General features: G+C 57.8%; 16 protein-coding genes. 11 read left to right on the top strand and 5 right to left on the bottom strand.

Annotated features, from left to right (window positions below):
* The first annotated feature begins 12 nt into the window (after nucleotides 1-12).
* Nucleotides 13-225 carry a hypothetical protein gene (locus tag C8N30_RS17850; protein WP_025061425.1) on the top strand — a complete coding sequence of 71 codons (213 nt, stop codon included), beginning with the start codon at nucleotides 13-15 and terminating at the stop codon, nucleotides 223-225.
* A gap of 113 nt (nucleotides 226-338) precedes the next feature.
* Nucleotides 339-2,384 carry an acetyl-CoA carboxylase biotin carboxylase subunit gene (locus tag C8N30_RS17845; RefSeq protein ID WP_025061426.1) on the top strand — a complete coding sequence of 682 codons (2,046 nt, stop codon included), beginning with the start codon at nucleotides 339-341 and terminating at the stop codon, nucleotides 2,382-2,384.
* Between the two features lie 49 nt (nucleotides 2,385-2,433).
* Here C8N30_RS17845 and C8N30_RS17840 read toward each other — a convergent pair whose 3' ends face one another.
* Nucleotides 2,434-2,886 carry a DUF4174 domain-containing protein gene (locus C8N30_RS17840; RefSeq protein WP_025061427.1) on the bottom strand — a complete coding sequence of 151 codons (453 nt, stop codon included), beginning with the start codon at nucleotides 2,884-2,886 and terminating at the stop codon, nucleotides 2,434-2,436.
* A gap of 99 nt (nucleotides 2,887-2,985) precedes the next feature.
* Here C8N30_RS17840 and C8N30_RS17835 point away from each other — a divergent pair, with 99 nt between their 5' ends.
* Genes C8N30_RS17835 through C8N30_RS17805 form a run of 7 tightly spaced genes read left to right on the top strand, consistent with a single transcriptional unit; the run spans nucleotide 2,986 to nucleotide 9,356 of the window.
* The gene (locus C8N30_RS17835; protein WP_232222784.1) at nucleotides 2,986-4,035 is read left to right on the top strand and encodes a hypothetical protein; all 1,050 of its coding nucleotides are present in this window, start codon (nucleotides 2,986-2,988) and stop codon (nucleotides 4,033-4,035) included.
* A complete protein-coding gene (gene scpA / locus C8N30_RS17830) occupies nucleotides 3,971-6,127 on the top strand; it encodes a methylmalonyl-CoA mutase (protein ID WP_025061429.1) in 2,157 nt (718 codons plus the stop codon). The genes C8N30_RS17835 and scpA overlap by 65 nt, the downstream gene beginning before the upstream one ends.
* Complete coding sequence (locus C8N30_RS17825) at nucleotides 6,124-6,738, top strand: VOC family protein (RefSeq protein WP_025061430.1); 615 nt, start codon at nucleotides 6,124-6,126, stop codon at nucleotides 6,736-6,738. The genes scpA and C8N30_RS17825 overlap by 4 nt, the downstream gene beginning before the upstream one ends.
* A gap of 53 nt (nucleotides 6,739-6,791) precedes the next feature.
* Nucleotides 6,792-7,214 (top strand): GNAT family N-acetyltransferase, encoded by a 423-nt coding sequence (locus tag C8N30_RS17820; protein WP_232222785.1) that lies wholly within the window; start codon nucleotides 6,792-6,794, stop codon nucleotides 7,212-7,214.
* Nucleotides 7,215-7,245: 31 nt separating this feature from the next.
* A complete protein-coding gene (locus C8N30_RS17815) occupies nucleotides 7,246-7,926 on the top strand; it encodes a molecular chaperone DjiA (RefSeq protein WP_025061432.1) in 681 nt (226 codons plus the stop codon).
* Entirely contained in the window at nucleotides 7,926-8,951 is a 1,026-nt protein-coding gene (locus C8N30_RS17810) for an endonuclease/exonuclease/phosphatase family protein (RefSeq protein ID WP_025061433.1), read from the top strand. Before C8N30_RS17815 ends, C8N30_RS17810 begins: the two co-directional genes overlap by 1 nt.
* Before the next feature lie 36 nt (nucleotides 8,952-8,987).
* The gene (locus C8N30_RS17805; RefSeq protein WP_025061434.1) at nucleotides 8,988-9,356 is read left to right on the top strand and encodes a hypothetical protein; all 369 of its coding nucleotides are present in this window, start codon (nucleotides 8,988-8,990) and stop codon (nucleotides 9,354-9,356) included.
* Here the strand turns inward: C8N30_RS17805 and C8N30_RS17800 are convergent.
* The 4 genes from C8N30_RS17800 to C8N30_RS17785 form a co-directional block, all read right to left on the bottom strand.
* Nucleotides 9,353-10,921 (bottom strand): Ppx/GppA family phosphatase, encoded by a 1,569-nt coding sequence (locus tag C8N30_RS17800; RefSeq protein WP_025061435.1) that lies wholly within the window; start codon nucleotides 10,919-10,921, stop codon nucleotides 9,353-9,355. The genes C8N30_RS17805 and C8N30_RS17800 overlap by 4 nt on opposite strands.
* Before the next feature lie 101 nt (nucleotides 10,922-11,022).
* Entirely contained in the window at nucleotides 11,023-13,197 is a 2,175-nt protein-coding gene (locus C8N30_RS17795; protein ID WP_025061436.1) for an RNA degradosome polyphosphate kinase, read from the bottom strand.
* Between the two features lie 69 nt (nucleotides 13,198-13,266).
* Nucleotides 13,267-13,950 carry a P-loop NTPase family protein gene (locus tag C8N30_RS17790; protein WP_025061437.1) on the bottom strand — a complete coding sequence of 228 codons (684 nt, stop codon included), beginning with the start codon at nucleotides 13,948-13,950 and terminating at the stop codon, nucleotides 13,267-13,269.
* Between the two features lies 1 nt (nucleotide 13,951).
* Entirely contained in the window at nucleotides 13,952-15,037 is a 1,086-nt protein-coding gene (locus C8N30_RS17785) for an AI-2E family transporter (RefSeq protein WP_025061438.1), read from the bottom strand.
* Between the two features lie 144 nt (nucleotides 15,038-15,181).
* On the opposite strand from C8N30_RS17785, the gene C8N30_RS17780 reads away from it, so the two are divergent.
* Both C8N30_RS17780 and pepT read left to right on the top strand, forming a co-directional pair.
* On the top strand, nucleotides 15,182-16,003 hold the full coding sequence (locus tag C8N30_RS17780; RefSeq protein ID WP_051567116.1) for a helix-turn-helix transcriptional regulator: 822 nt from the start codon (nucleotides 15,182-15,184) through the stop codon (nucleotides 16,001-16,003).
* Between the two features lie 54 nt (nucleotides 16,004-16,057).
* Nucleotides 16,058-17,311, top strand: coding sequence for a peptidase T (gene pepT, locus C8N30_RS17775; RefSeq protein WP_025061440.1), 1,254 nt, complete (start codon nucleotides 16,058-16,060; stop codon nucleotides 17,309-17,311).
* Nucleotides 17,312-17,322 lie beyond the last annotated feature (11 nt).

Below are 17,322 nucleotides of genomic sequence, written 5' to 3'. Positions count from 1 at the left end.
AGGATTAACGGCATGGGTATTTCGAAAATTGTCATCGCGCTTGGCCTCTCGGCAGGTCTTGCAGCATGCGGTAACAACATTGGCGAGCAAGCCCTTGGTGGCGGTGTGGTTGGTGCAGGTCTTGCCGCAGCAACTGGTGGTAGCTTGGCACAGGGTGCTGCACTTGGCGCTGGCGCAAACGTCCTTGCCTGCAACACAAACATCACGAACTGCAAAAGAAACTAATTCTTTCGGGCGTCCTGCGTCCGCAAAAGACACGGCAAAAACCACGCGGCCCACGGGCATGCGTGGTTTTTTGCGTTTTCCACATCTCGACATCCATCAAAAGGGCCTAACATATGTTCAATAAGATCCTGATCGCCAACCGCGGAGAGATTGCCTGCCGTGTCATAAAGACAGCACGCAAGATGGGCATCCAAACGGTGGCGATTTATTCGGATGCCGACAGGCAGGCCCTTCACGTGCAAATGGCAGATGAGGCCATCCATATTGGCCCGCCCCCTGCAAACCAGTCCTATATCGTAATCGATAAGGTGATGGAGGCGGTCAAGGCCAGTGGCGCACAAGCTGTGCATCCCGGTTATGGCTTTTTGTCCGAGAATTCCAAGTTCGCCGAGGCGCTGAGTGCGGCCGGTGTAGCCTTCGTCGGACCCCCCGTTGGTGCCATTGAAAAGATGGGTGATAAGATCACCTCCAAAAAGATCGCCAAGGAAGCAGGCGTCAGCACGGTTCCCGGTTATATGGGCATCATCGCGGATGCTGACGAGGCGGTGAAGATCTCGAACGAAATCGGGTATCCTGTTATGCTCAAGGCCACTGCCGGTGGTGGGGGCAAGGGCATGCGGATTGCATGGAACGATGTAGAGGCGCGCGAGGGCTTCCAGAGTTCCAAGAATGAAGCTGCGAACTCTTTCGGCGATGACCGAATTTTCATCGAGAAATTTGTGACCAATCCGCGCCACATCGAAATTCAGGTCCTTTGCGATGGGCACGGCAACGGTATTTACCTGAACGAGCGTGAATGCTCGATCCAGCGCCGGAATCAGAAAGTTGTGGAAGAAGCGCCTTCGCCCTTCCTTGATGCCGAGACGCGTAAGGCCATGGGCGAGCAATCGGTCGCTCTGGCACAGGCCGTCGGCTACACCAGTGCGGGAACTGTCGAATTTATCGTCGACGGTGACAAGAATTTTTACTTTCTCGAAATGAACACCCGCCTTCAGGTGGAGCATCCGATAACGGAGATGATCACCGGTATCGATCTGGTCGAGCAGATGATCCGCGTCGCCAACGGCGAAGCGCTAACGATCAAGCAAGAAGACGTGCAAATCAACGGCTGGGCCATCGAAAACCGCCTTTATGCCGAAGATCCGTATCGCGGTTTTCTGCCTTCTATCGGTCGACTGACCCGTTACCGCCCACCAGCAGAGATTGCAGCAGGGCCACTGCTCACGAACGGTAAATGGCATGGTGATGCCCCCAGCGGCGAGACGGCGGTGCGCAATGATACAGGCGTCTACGAGGGCGGCGAAATCTCGATGTATTACGACCCGATGATTGCCAAGCTGTGCACATGGGGTCCCACCCGTGAGGCTGCGATTGAGCGGATGCGCGTGGCGCTCGACAGTTTCGAAGTCGAAGGCATCGGGCATAACCTGCCGTTCCTGAGTGCGGTCATGGATCATCCGATTTTTGTCGCAGGCGAAATGACCACCGCCTTCATCGAGGATCAATACCCCGATGGTTTCGAGGGTGTGACGCTGGCCGAAGGGGAGCTGAAGCGCATCGCTGCTGCAACAGCCGCGATGCACCGGGTTGCAGAAATTCGCCGTGCGCGGGTATCGGGCCGCATGGACAATCACGAGCGTAAGGTCGGAACCGCTTGGAATGTCGCCGTGCAGGACCACAGTTTTGACGTGCACATCATCGCGGATAAAGAGGGCGCAACGGTGACGTTCGATGACGGAGAGACCCTGCGCGTGGCTGGCGATTGGACACCCGGTGATCATCTGGCCACGATGACAGTGGGGGACAAGCCACTGATCCTCAAGGTTGGAAAAATCTCGGGCGGGTTCCGCATCCGCACCCGAGGCGCGGATGTAAAAGTGCACGTTCGCACGCCGCTTCAGGCTGAAATGGCCCGAAAGATGCCGGTAAAGGTACCGCCGGATACTTCCAAACTGTTGCTATGCCCGATGCCCGGGCTGATCGTTAAGCTAGACGTGGCCGTTGGCGACGAAGTGCAGGACGGTCAGGCCTTGTGCACCATTGAGGCGATGAAGATGGAAAACATTCTGCGAGCCGAGAAAAAAGGTGTCGTGACCAAAATCAACGCAAGCGCGGGTGACAGCCTTGCTGTTGATGACATCATCATGGAATTCGAGTGAGCGGTCAGGCTGTCATAAATCCGGTCGGGGGCAGGTATGCCCCCGGACTCTACCCGTTGGTGGGCTCTTTTGCTTCGCGAATTTCACGCTGGCGCATGGGCATTTTGTCGATGCTGCGAGAGATCTCGCGGACGCTCCATGGGAAAGGTTTGCGTATCGCTACATTGCCGTCCTTGCCCACCAAGGTCAGCATGAAGCCACGCGGCCTCATTTTTAGTCTGATGGCACTGCGCGCGGCGGGATCCGTGTCAACGATCACAACCACGTCCCGCTCGGTCAGCTCTTCGGCCCTCAAATTGAGAAGCTCCATTTGTTCGATGAAGGCTGGATCATCCTCGCTGTCAGCAAAAACAATGACAGGTCGGTTTTTCCACCTAAATTCAGTCAAATCTGTCACAGCAGCATCCCTGATCATGAGCGGAAGGTCTGGGGAAAACAAGGTTTGCGCCTGTACCCCACCCGCGAAAACAGCAATAATAACAGCACCTAACAACGATTTCATAAGCTCTCCCTCTGAACTACATATAGGGGGTATTTGCGCGATTGCGAAGGCAGATGCGCCCATTTTTACTGTTAAGCCCGCTGCAAGGGATTTTACCGCATGACTGCGGTAGTTTCCCTCCCCTGGCTGCCAATTGCGGCCTCATGGCGCAAAGGCATTGCACAGCTTATGGATATTATCCTTCATGTCGGGGCACATCGCACCGGATCGACCAGTTTTCAACACTATGTGCGGGGCAATCGTGCGCATTTGATGGCCCAAGGGACTGCCCTATGGGAGCCGTATATGCTGCGTAAGGGCCTGTTTGACGGTCTGTTTTCGCCGCCGCGCATGCTCAACGGCCGCAATTTGCAACGCCGTGCGATGGGTCGCGTGCGTCTTCATACCGCACAAGCGATGCGGGCAGGGGCACAACGGATATTGGTGACCGAAGAAAACATGATCGGGGCGCCACGTGCCTGCCTGCGGGCGGCATCACTTTTCCCCGCAATCGGGGAGCGGCTGGCACGGCTAGATGCTGCTTTTGAAGGGCGGATTACCCGCGTCGTTATGTCTGTTCGCGCACAGGATCTTTGGTGGTCGTCCGTTGCGGCCTATGGCATGGGGCGGGGCCATCCGATGCCTGATGACATCCGGCTTGCCGCGCTCGCCGCTGCGGCGCGCACATGGCGCGATGTCATCACCGATATGGCCTGCGCGCTGCCACAGGCCGAAATCAAGGTGATGCCGTTTGAACAATTCGCCGGGCAGTCCGACAAGGTGCTGAGTGAGGCCACTGGCCACGCCGCACCGCAAGGCGATGCAAAAAGCTGGCTCAACCGCTCGCCCGATGTGCCTATGTTGCGGGCGAAATTGTTTGCAAACGGGATGGTTGAGGCAGATTTGCCCGCCCATCTGGCCGAGGCCGAGGGGCGCTGGAACCCGTTTAGCACTGCGCAATCTGCCGCGCTGCGCGAAGCTTACGCAGATGATATGATGTGGCTCACCGCCGGTGCGGATGGGCTTGCGACACTGACAGAGGATCGCTCCCGCACAAGAGCAGGCCAAAGCCTGCCTGCGGGCGCACTGACAAAAGGACAGTTCCATGACCAACAAACCGAACACCGCTTTCAAGAACGCGAACAAGGCCGATTGGCGCAAACTGGCTGAGGGTGAGCTGCGTGGCCGCTCGCTGGACGATCTTACGTGGAAGACGCTGGAAGGCATTGATGTATCCCCGCTTTATACGGCTGAGGATCTGGACGGCGTCGGTCATCTGGGCGGTATCCCTGGCGAAGCGCCCTATACCCGTGGTGTAAAGGCGACGATGTATGCAGGGCGCCCATGGACGATCCGCCAATATGCGGGCTTCTCTACAGCGGAAGAATCAAACGCATTTTATCGCCGCGCGCTTGCGGCAGGCCAGCAGGGTGTCTCAGTTGCCTTCGATCTGGCGACGCACCGCGGGTATGACAGTGATCACCCGAGGGTCGAGGGTGATGTTGGCAAGGCCGGCGTGGCAATTGACAGCGTCGAGGATATGAAGATTCTCTTTGACGGCATCCCGCTCGATAAAGTTAGTGTTTCCATGACGATGAACGGTGCAGTCATCCCTATTTTGGCCAGTTTTATCGTTGCGGGTGAAGAGCAGGGGCACTCGCGTGCCGTTCTTTCCGGCACCATCCAAAACGACATCCTCAAGGAGTTCATGGTCCGCAATACCTATATTTACCCGCCGGAACCGTCGATGAAGATTATCGCGGATATCATTGAATATACCGCCAACGAGATGCCGAAATTCAACTCGATTTCGATCTCTGGCTACCATATGCAAGAGGCGGGCGCGAACCTTGTGCAGGAGCTTGCCTTCACGCTTGCGGATGGCCGCGAATACGTCCGCACGGCGATTGCGGCGGGCATGGACGTGGATAAATTCGCGCCGCGCCTCAGCTTCTTCTTTTGCATTGGTATGAACTTCTTCATGGAAGTTGCAAAATTGCGGGCCGCGCGCCTGCTGTGGTCGCGCATCATGGCGGAGTTTGATCCCAAAGATGCAAAATCAAGCATGCTTCGCACGCACTGCCAGACATCCGGCGTCAGCCTTCAGGAGCAAGACCCTTATAACAACGTCATTCGCACAGCCTACGAGGCGATGTCGGCGGTGCTGGGCGGCACGCAGTCGTTGCATACTAACGCATTGGACGAGGCGATCGCCTTACCCACCGAAAACTCCAGCCGCATCGCGCGCAACACCCAGCTGATCTTGCAGGAGGAAACCGGCGTGACCAATGTGGTTGATCCACTGGCCGGCTCCTACTACGTCGAAAAACTGACGCATGACATGGCAGAGGCCGCGTGGAAACTCATTGAGGAAGTCGAGGAAATGGGTGGTATGACAAAGGCAGTGGCCTCCGGCATGCCCAAGCTGCGGATCGAGGAGGCCGCTGCCCAGCGTCAGGCAGGTCAGGACCGTGGCACCGATGTGATCGTGGGGGTTAATAAATACCGCCGCGAAAAAGAAGATGCCATCGAGATCATGGATGTCGATAACGTCGCTGTGCGCGAAAGCCAAATCAAGCGACTTGAGAAAATCCGCGCGAGCCGGGATGAGGCCGCTTGCACCAATACTCTGGCAGAGCTGTCGCGCCGCGCCCGCGAGGGGGGCAACCTGCTCGAAGCGGCAATAGAAGCCGCCCGCGCTCGCGCGACCGTAGGAGAAATCAGCATGGCGATGGAAGAAGAATTCGGCCGCCACCGCGCCGAGGTCAGAACCCTTGCTGGTGTTTATGGCGCCGCCTATGAGGGTGATGAAGGCTTTGCCGCGATTCAGAGGTCGGTTGAGGCGTTCGCGGAAGATGAAGGCCGCCGCCCACGTATGCTTGTGGTGAAAATGGGTCAGGACGGACATGATCGCGGCGCAAAAGTGATCGCAACCGCCTTTGCCGACATCGGTTTTGACGTCGACGTCGGCCCGCTCTTTCAGACCCCGGCTGAGGCAGCGCAGGACGCGGTAGATAATGATGTGCACGTCATCGGCATCAGTTCGCAAGCCGCCGGACACAAGACACTCGCCCCGCAGCTGGTCAAAGCGCTCAAGGATGCAGGAGCAGAGGATATTCTGGTGATCTGTGGTGGTGTGATCCCGCAGCAGGACTACCAGTTCCTCTATGACGCAGGGGTCAAGGCGATCTTTGGGCCTGGAACGAATATCCCCAACGCGGCACAGGACATCTTGAAACTGATCCGCGCCGCACGCGCATGATCGTATTTGACCATATCGCGGTGGCGGGTGAAACGCTCGCCGCTGCTACGACGCATGTCGAGGCGGCGATGGGTGTACCGCTACAAACCGGCGGTGAACATGCGATTTTCCATACGCACAACACGTTGTTGGGGTTGGAGGAACATATGTATCTGGAGGCAATTGCGATCAATCCAGCAGCGCCCCTGCCTGACCGTGCCCGCTGGTTTGACCTTGACCGGTTCGCGGGCAAGCCGCGTTTGACCAACTGGATCTGCCGCTGCGATGATCTGGATGCAACCCTTGCGCAGCTGCCGGATAGCTTTGGTGCACCGGTTGATTTAGAACGCGGTGATCTGCGCTGGCGGATGGCAGTTCCGCAAAACGGTATGCTGCCCTTTGATAATTGCGCGCCCGCGCTGATACAGTGGATTGGCGATGCGCACCCCGCAACGCGTCTGGCACAACAGGGATGCACGATCACCACGCTTGAGGTGCGCCATCCAGAAGCGCCTGCATTGGGTGCGCTGCTTGCGCCGCTTATGGCTGATGCGAGGATTATGTTCACCACTGGCACGCCGCAACTGACTGCGACCTTTAGGACGCCAAATGGTCCAGCAACACTTTGCTGATCCGTCCTGCAGCATCTACTGACCTGCCGCAGGTCAGGTCGCTGTGGAACGCGATGATCCGCGATACCACAGCGACATTCACAACCATCTTGAAAACCGACGAAGATCTCGCCGCACTGCTTGTGCAACGCGAGCGCGCGTTTCTGATCGCGGAGGTTGCGAATGGCTGCGCGGGCTTCATCACATGGGGCCCGTTTCGGGCAGGTCCGGGATATGCGCATACCGCCGAGCATAGCATTATCACTGCCCATCCCGGAACCGGCGTCGGCAGTGCTCTGATGGCTGCAGCTATTGACGAGGCCAGAGCGCAGGGAATTCATGTGATGATCGCTTGCATCGGGAGTGAAAATCCCGGCGCGATTGCGTTTCACCGGCGGATGGGGTTTGCATTGGCGGGTCAATTGCCACAGGTAGGGCGAAAATCGGAGCGATGGCATGATCTGATTGTGATGAGCAGGATCATTGCAGACCCCTGACAAGCTCCCTCAGTCGCGTTAGAGTACCTACATGTCAATTTGGACCCGAATTTCCGAAGCCCTTTCTGCTCTCGCCTCTGGCGAAGGGCTCTCGGCGGTATTCGACCGATTGCGCACGGCGCCCGAACGCTCTGTGGCGTTCACCATCGCAGTGGTGGCATTAGGTGCCAAGATGGCAAAGGCGGACGGGCAGGTGACCCGAGACGAGGTTACCGCTTTTCGCGAGGTGTTCCAGATCGCCGATGCTGACGCGGCTGGTGCTGCCAAAGTTTTCGATCTGGCCCGTACCGATGTGGCCGGCTTCGATGATTATGCCCGCCGGATCAAGAATATGTTCGGTGACGACGATCATATCCTGTGTGATCTAATGGAGGGGTTGTTCCATATTGCTATGGCCGACGGAATCTATCATCCCAACGAAAACGCGTTTTTGCAAGAGGTTGCCGATATTTTTGCCTTGCCCGAAGGCGCGTTCGAGACATTGCGTGCGAGATTTGTTCCCAACTCATCCCCTCTGCCGCATACCGTTCTGGGAATCGCACCAGGCGCCAGCCGTGAGGAGGCGCGTGCGGCATGGCGCACCCTTGTGCGCGCCAATCATCCCGATGCCCTCATCGCTCGCGGCCTGCCTGAAGAGGCAGTAAAAATGGCGGAGAAGCGGATGATCGATATTAATCGTGCGTGGGAAACCCTCTCGGGCAAGGCGGCGTAGTGCGCATCGCCACTTATAATGTGGAATGGTTTGCCAATTTGTTCGATGCAGATGATCAACCGCTTAGCGATGCGGGATGGTCTGGCCGGCGTGACGTAACCCGCGCCAGCCAACTTGCTGCATTGGGGACCGTATTCACCGCCCTTGATGCGGATGCGATTATGGTGATCGAAGCGCCTGATACTGGGCGCAAACACAGCACCGTGACTGCACTCGAGAGCTTTGCCGCACGCTTCGGTCTGCGCACGCACGCGGCTGTAATGGGATTTGCAAACGACACACAGCAGGAAATTGCGCTGCTGTATGATCCCGATATTCTGACCGTCCATCATGATCCGCAGGGGCAGGAGACAGGGCGGGACGGAGCCACTGGCGCGCCGCGCTTTGACGGCATCTTGCGCATAGATCTGGATATCGATGCGACGGAGGACCTTGTCGTGTTCTCCAAGCCGCCTCTTGAGCTTACGCTTGAAACTGCGTCAGGCTTTTTGTTCCGCATGATCGGTGCACATCTCAAATCCAAAGCGCCTTACGGTGCGCGCAACGAAGCCCACGCCATGCAAATCGCTATCGCAAACCGACGTAAACAGCTGGCGCAAGCGGTTTGGCTGCGCGGGCGCATCGATGCAACTGTGGCGCAGGACGTCCCGTTGATGGTTCTGGGCGATCTTAACGATGGTCCGGGACTTGATGCTTTCGAGAATTTGTTCGGGCGCTCCTCGGTGGAGGTGATCCTCGGGACTGACGGGCCGCACCCGCTCTACGATCCGCATGCGGCTCGTGCGTTGGGACAGCGGTTGGGGGCGATGCCCACCACCTCGCGTTTCTGGATCCGCGAGGAGGGCCGCTTTCTGCAAGCTTTGCTCGATTACGTCATGGTCTGCCCCCAGTTGCGCGCTAAAAATCCGCGCTGGCGGATTTGGCACCCGCTGGATGATCCCGATTGTTGGCGCGATCCGGTGTTGCGCGATGCACTTGTCACCGCATCCGATCATTTCCCTGTTACGATAGATATCGACCTCTAGCTTGGTTAAAGGTAAATCCCTTCCTATATTGAAGGGATGAAACATATAGCAGCCGTCTCGCTTGTCTCTCTCGCACTCGCCACGCCACTTCAGGCTCAGGACGATCCCCCGTCGCTTATGGAGCGCGGGGCGCAACTTTTCTTCGAGGGCCTGATGGAGGAAATGTCACCTGCATTAAAGGATATGGCAAAGTTAATGGAGGAGGCCGGACCCGCCTTACAAGATTTCATGACGCAGATAGGTCCGAAATTGCGCGGCGTTCTGGAGGAGGTCGAGGACTGGAGTGTCTATGAAGCGCCTGAGGTTCTGCCAAACGGTGATGTCATCATCCGTCGCAAGCCCGATGTGCCGGAGATACCAGACGCCCCCTCGCAACATGAACAGACACCACAAATTGACCTTTAGCGCTTGGTAGTGGTGACAACGGCCTGCGCTTCGAGTGATGCGGCAAGCGAGCTGAAACGCTGTTCTGCTACTTCGCCAAACAGCGGCATCATCTCGGGGCTAAGTCGAAGATGCAGCTCTTTTTTCTTGGGATACCAGCGCAACTCGCCCAGTTCGGCCACCTTGTCCATCCATAGCATGGCGCCAAACCGCATCGCCTTTCCCAGAATTTCGGCCTCAATGCGTGTCTGGTCGTCGACCATCGCGAACAGATCCGCGAAGCGCACATTCTCACGTTTGTTGGAATAGCGGTTCATCAGGGCCAAACCCATGAAAATCCGCTCAGAGTGTTTTAGCCCACCGAGGTTCGCCCGCGTTGCATTGTCAAAACAGACCTCGGCGCGGTAGTCAGGATGCGCGCGCCAGCTCACGTCGTGCAAAAGGCAGGCCGCCTTGATCAGACGTTTGCGCGGTGCAGGGGCCGATTTATAAAGAGGCAGAATGAAGTTATACAGCATCCGCCCGAAACCCGGAGAGCGCGCATCCTTGTCTTCGGCAAACCTGCATGCTTCGATCAGGGGATCACGGTCACGGAGGCGCTGGGGCATCTGCTCATAGAGCATCCCCTCGCGGATGCCGTAGCTCGAGATTGCAATATCCTTTGGGCTGAACGTCTTGACCAGCCGCGCAAGCACCTCGCAGGCATAAGGGACCAACGATGCCCGCGCAGACGACACACCCGCCTCAACGCGCAACGCCTCCATATCGGAGGCGCGGATAAAGTCGATTGTATCGCGCACGGATTTGCGCGTCATGCGGTACTCATGAAGCACATGCAGCGGATAATTTCGGCGGATCATATCAATCCGTGCAATCGCTCGCCACGACCCGCCCACAAGAAAAAGGCGGTCACGCTGGCTGCCCATTTTATCGGCCAGACCGGTCATGACCTCCTTGATATGCGCCTCACGCGCTTTTGCGCCGCCTTTTATATCGCGCAGTTTGAGCGGTCCGAGGTTCGAAGTCACGCGCTTGCCGACCCTGCCCCCCGATATCTCTGCCATCTCAAGGGACGAGCCACCGATATCACAGACCAGTCCGTATGCACCGGGCCAGCCCAGTAGCACCCCTTGGGCAGACAGGCGCGCTTCTTCTTCGCCGTCGATCACCCAGATTTTAATGCCGGTCTGCGCGCGGACTTCTTCGCAAAATGCGCGTCCGTCTGTGGCATCGCGGACGGCTGCGGTCGCGACTGCCGTCAATTCCGTGAGGCCCATTCCCTCAGCCAGCTTCGAGAAACGGCGCATCGCAGACAGTGCGCGAACGCGGCCTTCGGGCGACAGATGACCGGTATCAGCCATGCCAGCCCCCAAGGCACACATGATTTTTTCATTGTAGAAATAGGCAGGGCTTCGCGCCGCCCCGTCGAAAACCACCATGCGGACCGAGTTCGATCCCACATCAACTACACCGACCCGCCGCAAAGCCCGCGCACCGGGGTCCTGAAAAAGAGGTTTCCCGAATAATCCCAGATCGGCCACTCCGGTTTCGGGAACATTCGGGACTTGAGGGGTGGTATCAGACATTCGCACTCCGGCAGATGCGGCGGGTATTTCGGGGCAAACTGGCCCATCCCCCCCCGCAGGTCAATCGTTAACACCTGATGCAATGCAACAGGTGCGCAGGCTTAGTCTTCGGTATGTGTGAGCTTTGGCACATCCGATGCCCCGGCCGTCCCACGGCCCGAAAGCGACGGGTTTTCCATAAAAAACCGGTGACAACTGAACGCAAACTGCCCATCCGGCAGGGGCGGGCGGGTGAATGTGCCATCAGGCGCCATGACCCAGCTTTGTGCGACATCGGCAAGGTTGGCCGCCATGATCTGGCTGGTGATTTGCGCTTGTACGGTGGCGTTTTCGATTTCGACCAATGTCTCGACACGGCGGTTGAGGTTACGGCCCATCCAGTCGGCGGACGACATAAAAACCCGCGCCTTTTTATGCGGCAGGCCGTAGCCATTTCCAAAACACACGATGCGGCTATGCTCTAGAAAGCGCCCGATTATTGATTTTACGCGAATATTTTCTGACAATCCCTTAATGCCGGGACGTAGTGCACAAATCCCTCTGATCACAAGGCTGATCTGTACCCCGGCGTTCGAGGCGGCATAAAGCGCGTCAATTACTTCATCATCAACAATGCTGTTCATCTTGGCCCAGATCACGGCAGGTTTACCCGCGCGCGCGTGATCCGCCTCGGCTGCGATCATCGCCAGCAGGCGCGGTTTCAATGTCGTAGGCGATATTGCAAGGTTATCCAGATGTTCAGGCTGGGCATAGCCGGACAGGTAATTGAACACTTTTGTTGCATCGCGCCCCAGCTTTTTATCGCAGGTAAACAGGCTTAGATCGGTATAAATCCGCGCAGTGATGGGGTGGTAATTGCCTGTGCCATAATGGGTGTAGGTGACCAGTTCGTTGCCTTCGCGGCGCACAACTGAGCTGATCTTCGCGTGGGTTTTGAGGTCAATAAAACCGTAGACCACATGCGCACCCGCACGTTCCAGACGGCGCGATTGACGGATATTTGCCGCCTCGTCGAACCGCGCTTTGAGCTCGACCAAGGCGGTTACGGATTTGCCGTCCTCCGCCGCCTCGCACAATGCCTCGACGATGGGGCTGTCGCGGGACGTGCGGTAAAGAGTTTGCTTTATTGCCACCACCTGCGGATCGCGGGCGGCCTGTTGCAAGAACCGCACCACCATATCGAAGGTCTCGTAGGGGTGATGCAGCAACATATCTTTCGAACGGATTGCTTTGAACATATCACCGTCATGGTCGGTCACCCGCTCTGGAATGCGCGGGGTGAAGATAGGCCACAATAGATCAAGGCGGTCATCGCCCACCAACTGGGACAAATCATCAATGCCGATCATCCCGTCGATTTCGATCACATCCTCGGGCTTTGTTCCCAGCTCATCCATGATTGTGGCCAACAATTTTGCAGGTGCGCCGGCTGAATGGGTCATACGCACGACGCCACCGCGGCGGCGGCGCTTGAGTGCGACCTCGAACTCGCGCACCAGGTCTTCGGCTTCTTCCTCAACCTCCAGATCGCTGTCGCGCAGGATACGGAAATCGAAATGGGCCTTAAGCTTGTACCCTGGAAAGAGGTCTGGAATCTTGAGGACCAGCAAATCTTCAAGCGGTAAAAACCGTTTGCAGCCGTCCTGCGCGGGCAGTGAGACAAACCGGTCGATCTGGGCAGGGATGGGCAACAACGCCTGCAGCGGTTTTTTATCGCGCACACGCTCAAGCTGTAGCGCAAGGGCAAAGCCGGTATTTGGCAAAAACGGGAAGGGATGAGCAGGATCAATCGCCAGCGGTGACAACACAGCAAACACCTGATTGAGGAAGATGTCCTCAAGCGCCTCTATGTCCTCTGCGCTTAGATCGGCAGGCCCTTCAAGCATGATGTTCTGCTCGTCCAGCTCGCGCAGAAGGTCAACCAGTACCGATTGCTGGCGCAGCATCAGCGCACGTGCTTCTTGATTGATCAGCACCAGTTGTTCTGCGGGTGTCAGGCCGTCTGCGGCAGGGGTTGTATTGCCCGCATGCGCCAGCTCGCGCAGGCCTGCCACGCGCACGGTGTAGAACTCATCCAGATTATCGGCTGAGATGGACAGGAATCTGAGGCGCTCCAGAAGGGGCACACGCGGGTTCTCGGCCTCTTCGACCACCCGCCAGTTAAACCCCAGCCAGCTGAGTTCGCGGTTTTGGAAACGGCCAGGTCCTGCAAGGTCCAGATCGGGCAAATCCACAGGGGAATCATAGGGCGCGGTGAGAAAATCGGCATCAGACATGAGCGTGCTTATCCAGACTGAATGTAACGGTTTTAAGAACATGCGGCAAAAAGAGCGGGTTCGCCCCAACTATTGCGTGCGCGCGATCCCCTTGTCCAGCACTTGCCCCGCCAGTGCCCGAGTTATGGGACGCTTGAGGGCCAGACTGGTCCGGTCGAGTGCCGCGACAACTGCATTTGCAGCGGCAAAAGATCTGTCCATCCTGTTCAGTAAATAGGGGACCAGATCGGGTGGCGGCATCAGTTGCCGGTCGGCAAAAAGCTTAACCAGTACGGCCGACAAAAGCGCATCATCAGGTGCGTCAATCGACGCCTCCAACGCACCCTGAAGGCGGCTGATCAGATCAGGCAGTGCAAGGCCCCATTGCGCAACCGCGCCGGTGCCTGTGAGCAAAAGCGGATGTCCTTCGGCGAGTACCATGTTGTGCAGGTGAAAAAGGGCGGTTTGGGCATCGGCGTTATGTGCGATCGCAGGCACGTCCTCGACTGCCACCGGGCCACGGGCGAGGGCCGGAACATCGTTGCTGTTCAAATCGCATGCCGCGATAATCTGCGCGCCCGCCGATTCTGCCCAGACATAGGTAAGATGTGTCTTGCCCGCTCCTGCTGGACCGGTCAGCACCATTTTGGCGCCGCTCCAGTTGCGCCAGTTTTCGATCATTGCGACTGCCATTGCGTTCGAGGGGGCGACGAGAAAATCGTCCCGCCCCCGTGCAGTGCGCACGGGCAAATCAAATCCAAGCTGTACTGCCATGCTACTGTGACTTTTTATCGAGCACCTGAACAGGTTGCTCTGTGCCGCGATACAGCAGACTGTCGCGGTATTGCCCGACCGCGAAACGCGCAATAACCCCCAAGGCCGCTGCGACCGGTACAGCGACCAGCATACCGACGAACCCGAACAACGATCCGAAGACAGACAGCGACAGGATCAGCCATACAGGGTGTAACCCAACGGAATTACCGACCAGTTTGGGCGTTAGGACATTGCCCTCGATCACCTGACCGATCACGAATATTCCCGCAACCAGCCCGATTGACACCCAGTCCCCCCAGAACTGGAACAATGCCAGACCCATTGCCAGCGCCCCGCCGATCAATGCGCCAAGGTAGGGAATGAATGTCACCAGACCGGCGATGAACCCAACCACCAGCCCGAACTGCAATCCCACCAGCATCAGCGCAATCGCGTAATATGTCCCGAGGATCAGGCACACCGTGCCCATGCCGCGAATAAAAGAGGCCAGCGTTTTGTCGATGTCCCGGGCAAGGCCACGCACCACAGGCGCATGATCGCGCGGCAGCAGAGCATCGATATGTGCGATCATCCGGTCCCAGTCGAGCAACATATAAACAGCCACCACGGGGACGATCACAAAAAGCATGATAATGTTGATGATCCCCGCAGCAGAGCTGAGGGCCGTATTGAGCAATTCGCCGCCGCGTTCCTTGACCATCGTTCCCAGTGAATTGATCGAGCTTTGCAGCGTCGAGCCATCCTCGAGCAGGGAGGGGAACCGCTCGGTAAATGATGCGCTCAGGCGTTTGGTCAGATCGGGTGCGATCTCGAACAGGTTGACCGCCTGCGACACCAGTGTGGGCACGACCAGAAGCGCCATAATGACAAACACCAGAAGGGCGATAACTGTAATGACTGCGGTAGACATCGCGCGGGTCAATCCCATTCGCTCAAGTTTATCGGCGACGGGATCCAGGAAATAGGCAACCGCACTCCCGAGGATGAACGGCAAAAGCACGTCCCCCATGAACCACAAAACAACCAAAAAGATGGCTGTGGCAACGCCCCAGTATTTTATCTGCTCGCGGATCGGCAATGCCATAGGTTTCACTCCTGCGTGTTGCTTCACACATCGCCCATGGGACCAGTGTTTTCAAGGGGTGGCATCGGTTTTGCCGTAGACAGGGATGGACAGTTGGCTGCGGGGGGTTCTAGGCTGGCGTATTGACAGGCAGCAGGATCACCTATGGGCAGGACAATCGGCGCAAAAACGCGTGAGACGCTGGCCACGCCTGACGTGCAGATGTTGATGCACCAGACCGCGCGCATCCTGAAAGGCACTTCATATGGCGAAGTCTGGGCGCTTTTGTTGGAGGGGTTGGGCTTTTTCGGGATCACAGGTGTGCGCTACGGGCTGACCCGCTCACGCTATGGCATGTCGCTGGGGGATCTACAGGATATCCTGTTTCTGTCGACGCTCGGCACGCAGGATTTCACCGACTACATTGAAACGGGTCTTTACCGGCGATCACCGCATTACAGGTGGATGGCGCAAAATGACGGCGTTGTGTCGTGGGGATGGTTTGTGACTGAGGCTGCGGCGGGGCGGCTGCCTGACGAGGAAATCAAATTTCTTCAAGAGATGGAAGCTGTAGGGCAACCGGCAGGATATTTGCTCAGCTTTCCGTCCGACACCACGCGCCTCAAAGGGGGGCTTGGGATGATGGGGCGGCGCGATTGGTCCCAAGGGCAGATGGATGCGCTGTGGGTAGTGCACGGCGAGGCGATCGAGGCCATGTGCATTGCTGCCCACCTCAATATCACCCGCATGCCGCTGCCCAGCAAACGCAACCCCTTGCGTCCGCGCCAGCGCGAAATGCTTGAATGGATCGCGGACGGTAAGTCGATGCAGGATGTGGCCGTGCTTACGGGTCTGTCTGTGGCGACGGTTGAGAAACACTTGCGCGGCGCGCGCGATGCACTGGATGTAGAGACGACGGCGCAAGCAATTGCGCGGGCGTCTCTTTTGGGACAGCTCTTCGTGGTCGAGGAGGGCACAGCGCCTTGACACTTCTGCGGAGGGGGTTGCGAATGGGGCAACGCCACACAGGAGCCTGACCAGATGCGCACCCCCTTCGATACCGAGTTGCAAACCCGCCTGATGCGCTATGCCGCTGTTGATACCCAGTCCGACGAGAACAGCCCGATACAACCCTCGACCGAATGTCAGCTCGACCTGAGCCGGATGCTGCTGGCAGAGCTGGAGGAGATGGGAGCCGCAGAGGTGCAACTGACGGACTATGGCGTTGTGCTGGCTACAATCCCTGCCACAGCAGAGGGACCGGTGATGGGGCTCTGCGCACATGTGGACACCGCGCCCCAGTTCAACGCAACCGGTGTCAAACCGCGCCTGATCACGGGATATAACGGGGGCGATATTTCTTTTCCAGATGCACCCGAGCGCCGCCTTGGCCCCGATATTTCACCGCATCTGGCGGCGTGTGTGGGCCATGATCTGATTACCGCATCAGGTACAACCTTGCTCGGAGGCGACGATAAGGCAGGGGTGGCGATCATTATGACCACTGCGCGCCATCTGCTGGATAATCCTTCTATTCCCCACGCCAAGCTGCGCCTTGCGTTTACGCCGGACGAGGAAATCGGACGTGGTGTTGATCCACAGCTGCCCGCAGATATGGCCTGTGATTTTGCCTATACTTTCGATGGCTCCAAACCGGGCGAGGTCGAGCACGAGACTTTCTCGGCTGATCGGGGCATTGTTACGGTTACGGGGGTGTCGATCCACCCAGGCTGGGCCAAAGACAAGCTGGTGAATGCTATGCACCTTGCCGCGCGAATTATCGAGACTTTGCCCCAGACCACCATGACCCCCGAGACCACGAGCGGCGTCGAAGGTTTTATCCATGCCACCGACATCACCGGCGGCGCGGCACAGACGCGTATCGGGTTTATCATCCGCGATTTCGAGCGAGAGGGTCTGGCACAAAAAGGTGAAATACTGCGCAAGGTCTGCGAAGCGGTCGGGCTGACCGAAACGCGCGCGCAGATCACCTGCGAGATCACACCGCAATACCGCAACATGCGCTATTGGCTCGAGAATGACATGACGCCCGTGCATCTGGCCCATGCCGCCGTGCGCGAGGCCGGTATCGAACCTGTCTCGGTCCCGATCCGCGGCGGCACCGACGGCTTGCGCCTCACGGAAATGGGGCTGCCATGCCCCAACATTTTTACCGGTATGCAGGAAATTCACGGGCCGCTTGAATGGATATCCGTTCAGGACATGGGCAAGGCAACGCAGGTCGCCCTCAATCTGGTGCAGCGCGCTGTGGTGCAGGACGGGGCGAGTAGCTAGGCCCTCGGGCT

It is taken from the genome of Sulfitobacter guttiformis, assembly GCF_003610455.1.
Classification (GTDB): Bacteria; Pseudomonadota; Alphaproteobacteria; order Rhodobacterales; family Rhodobacteraceae; genus Sulfitobacter; species Sulfitobacter guttiformis.
Note: the sequence above shows the minus strand (reverse complement) of the source record. Positions and strands in the feature narration are given on the sequence as shown.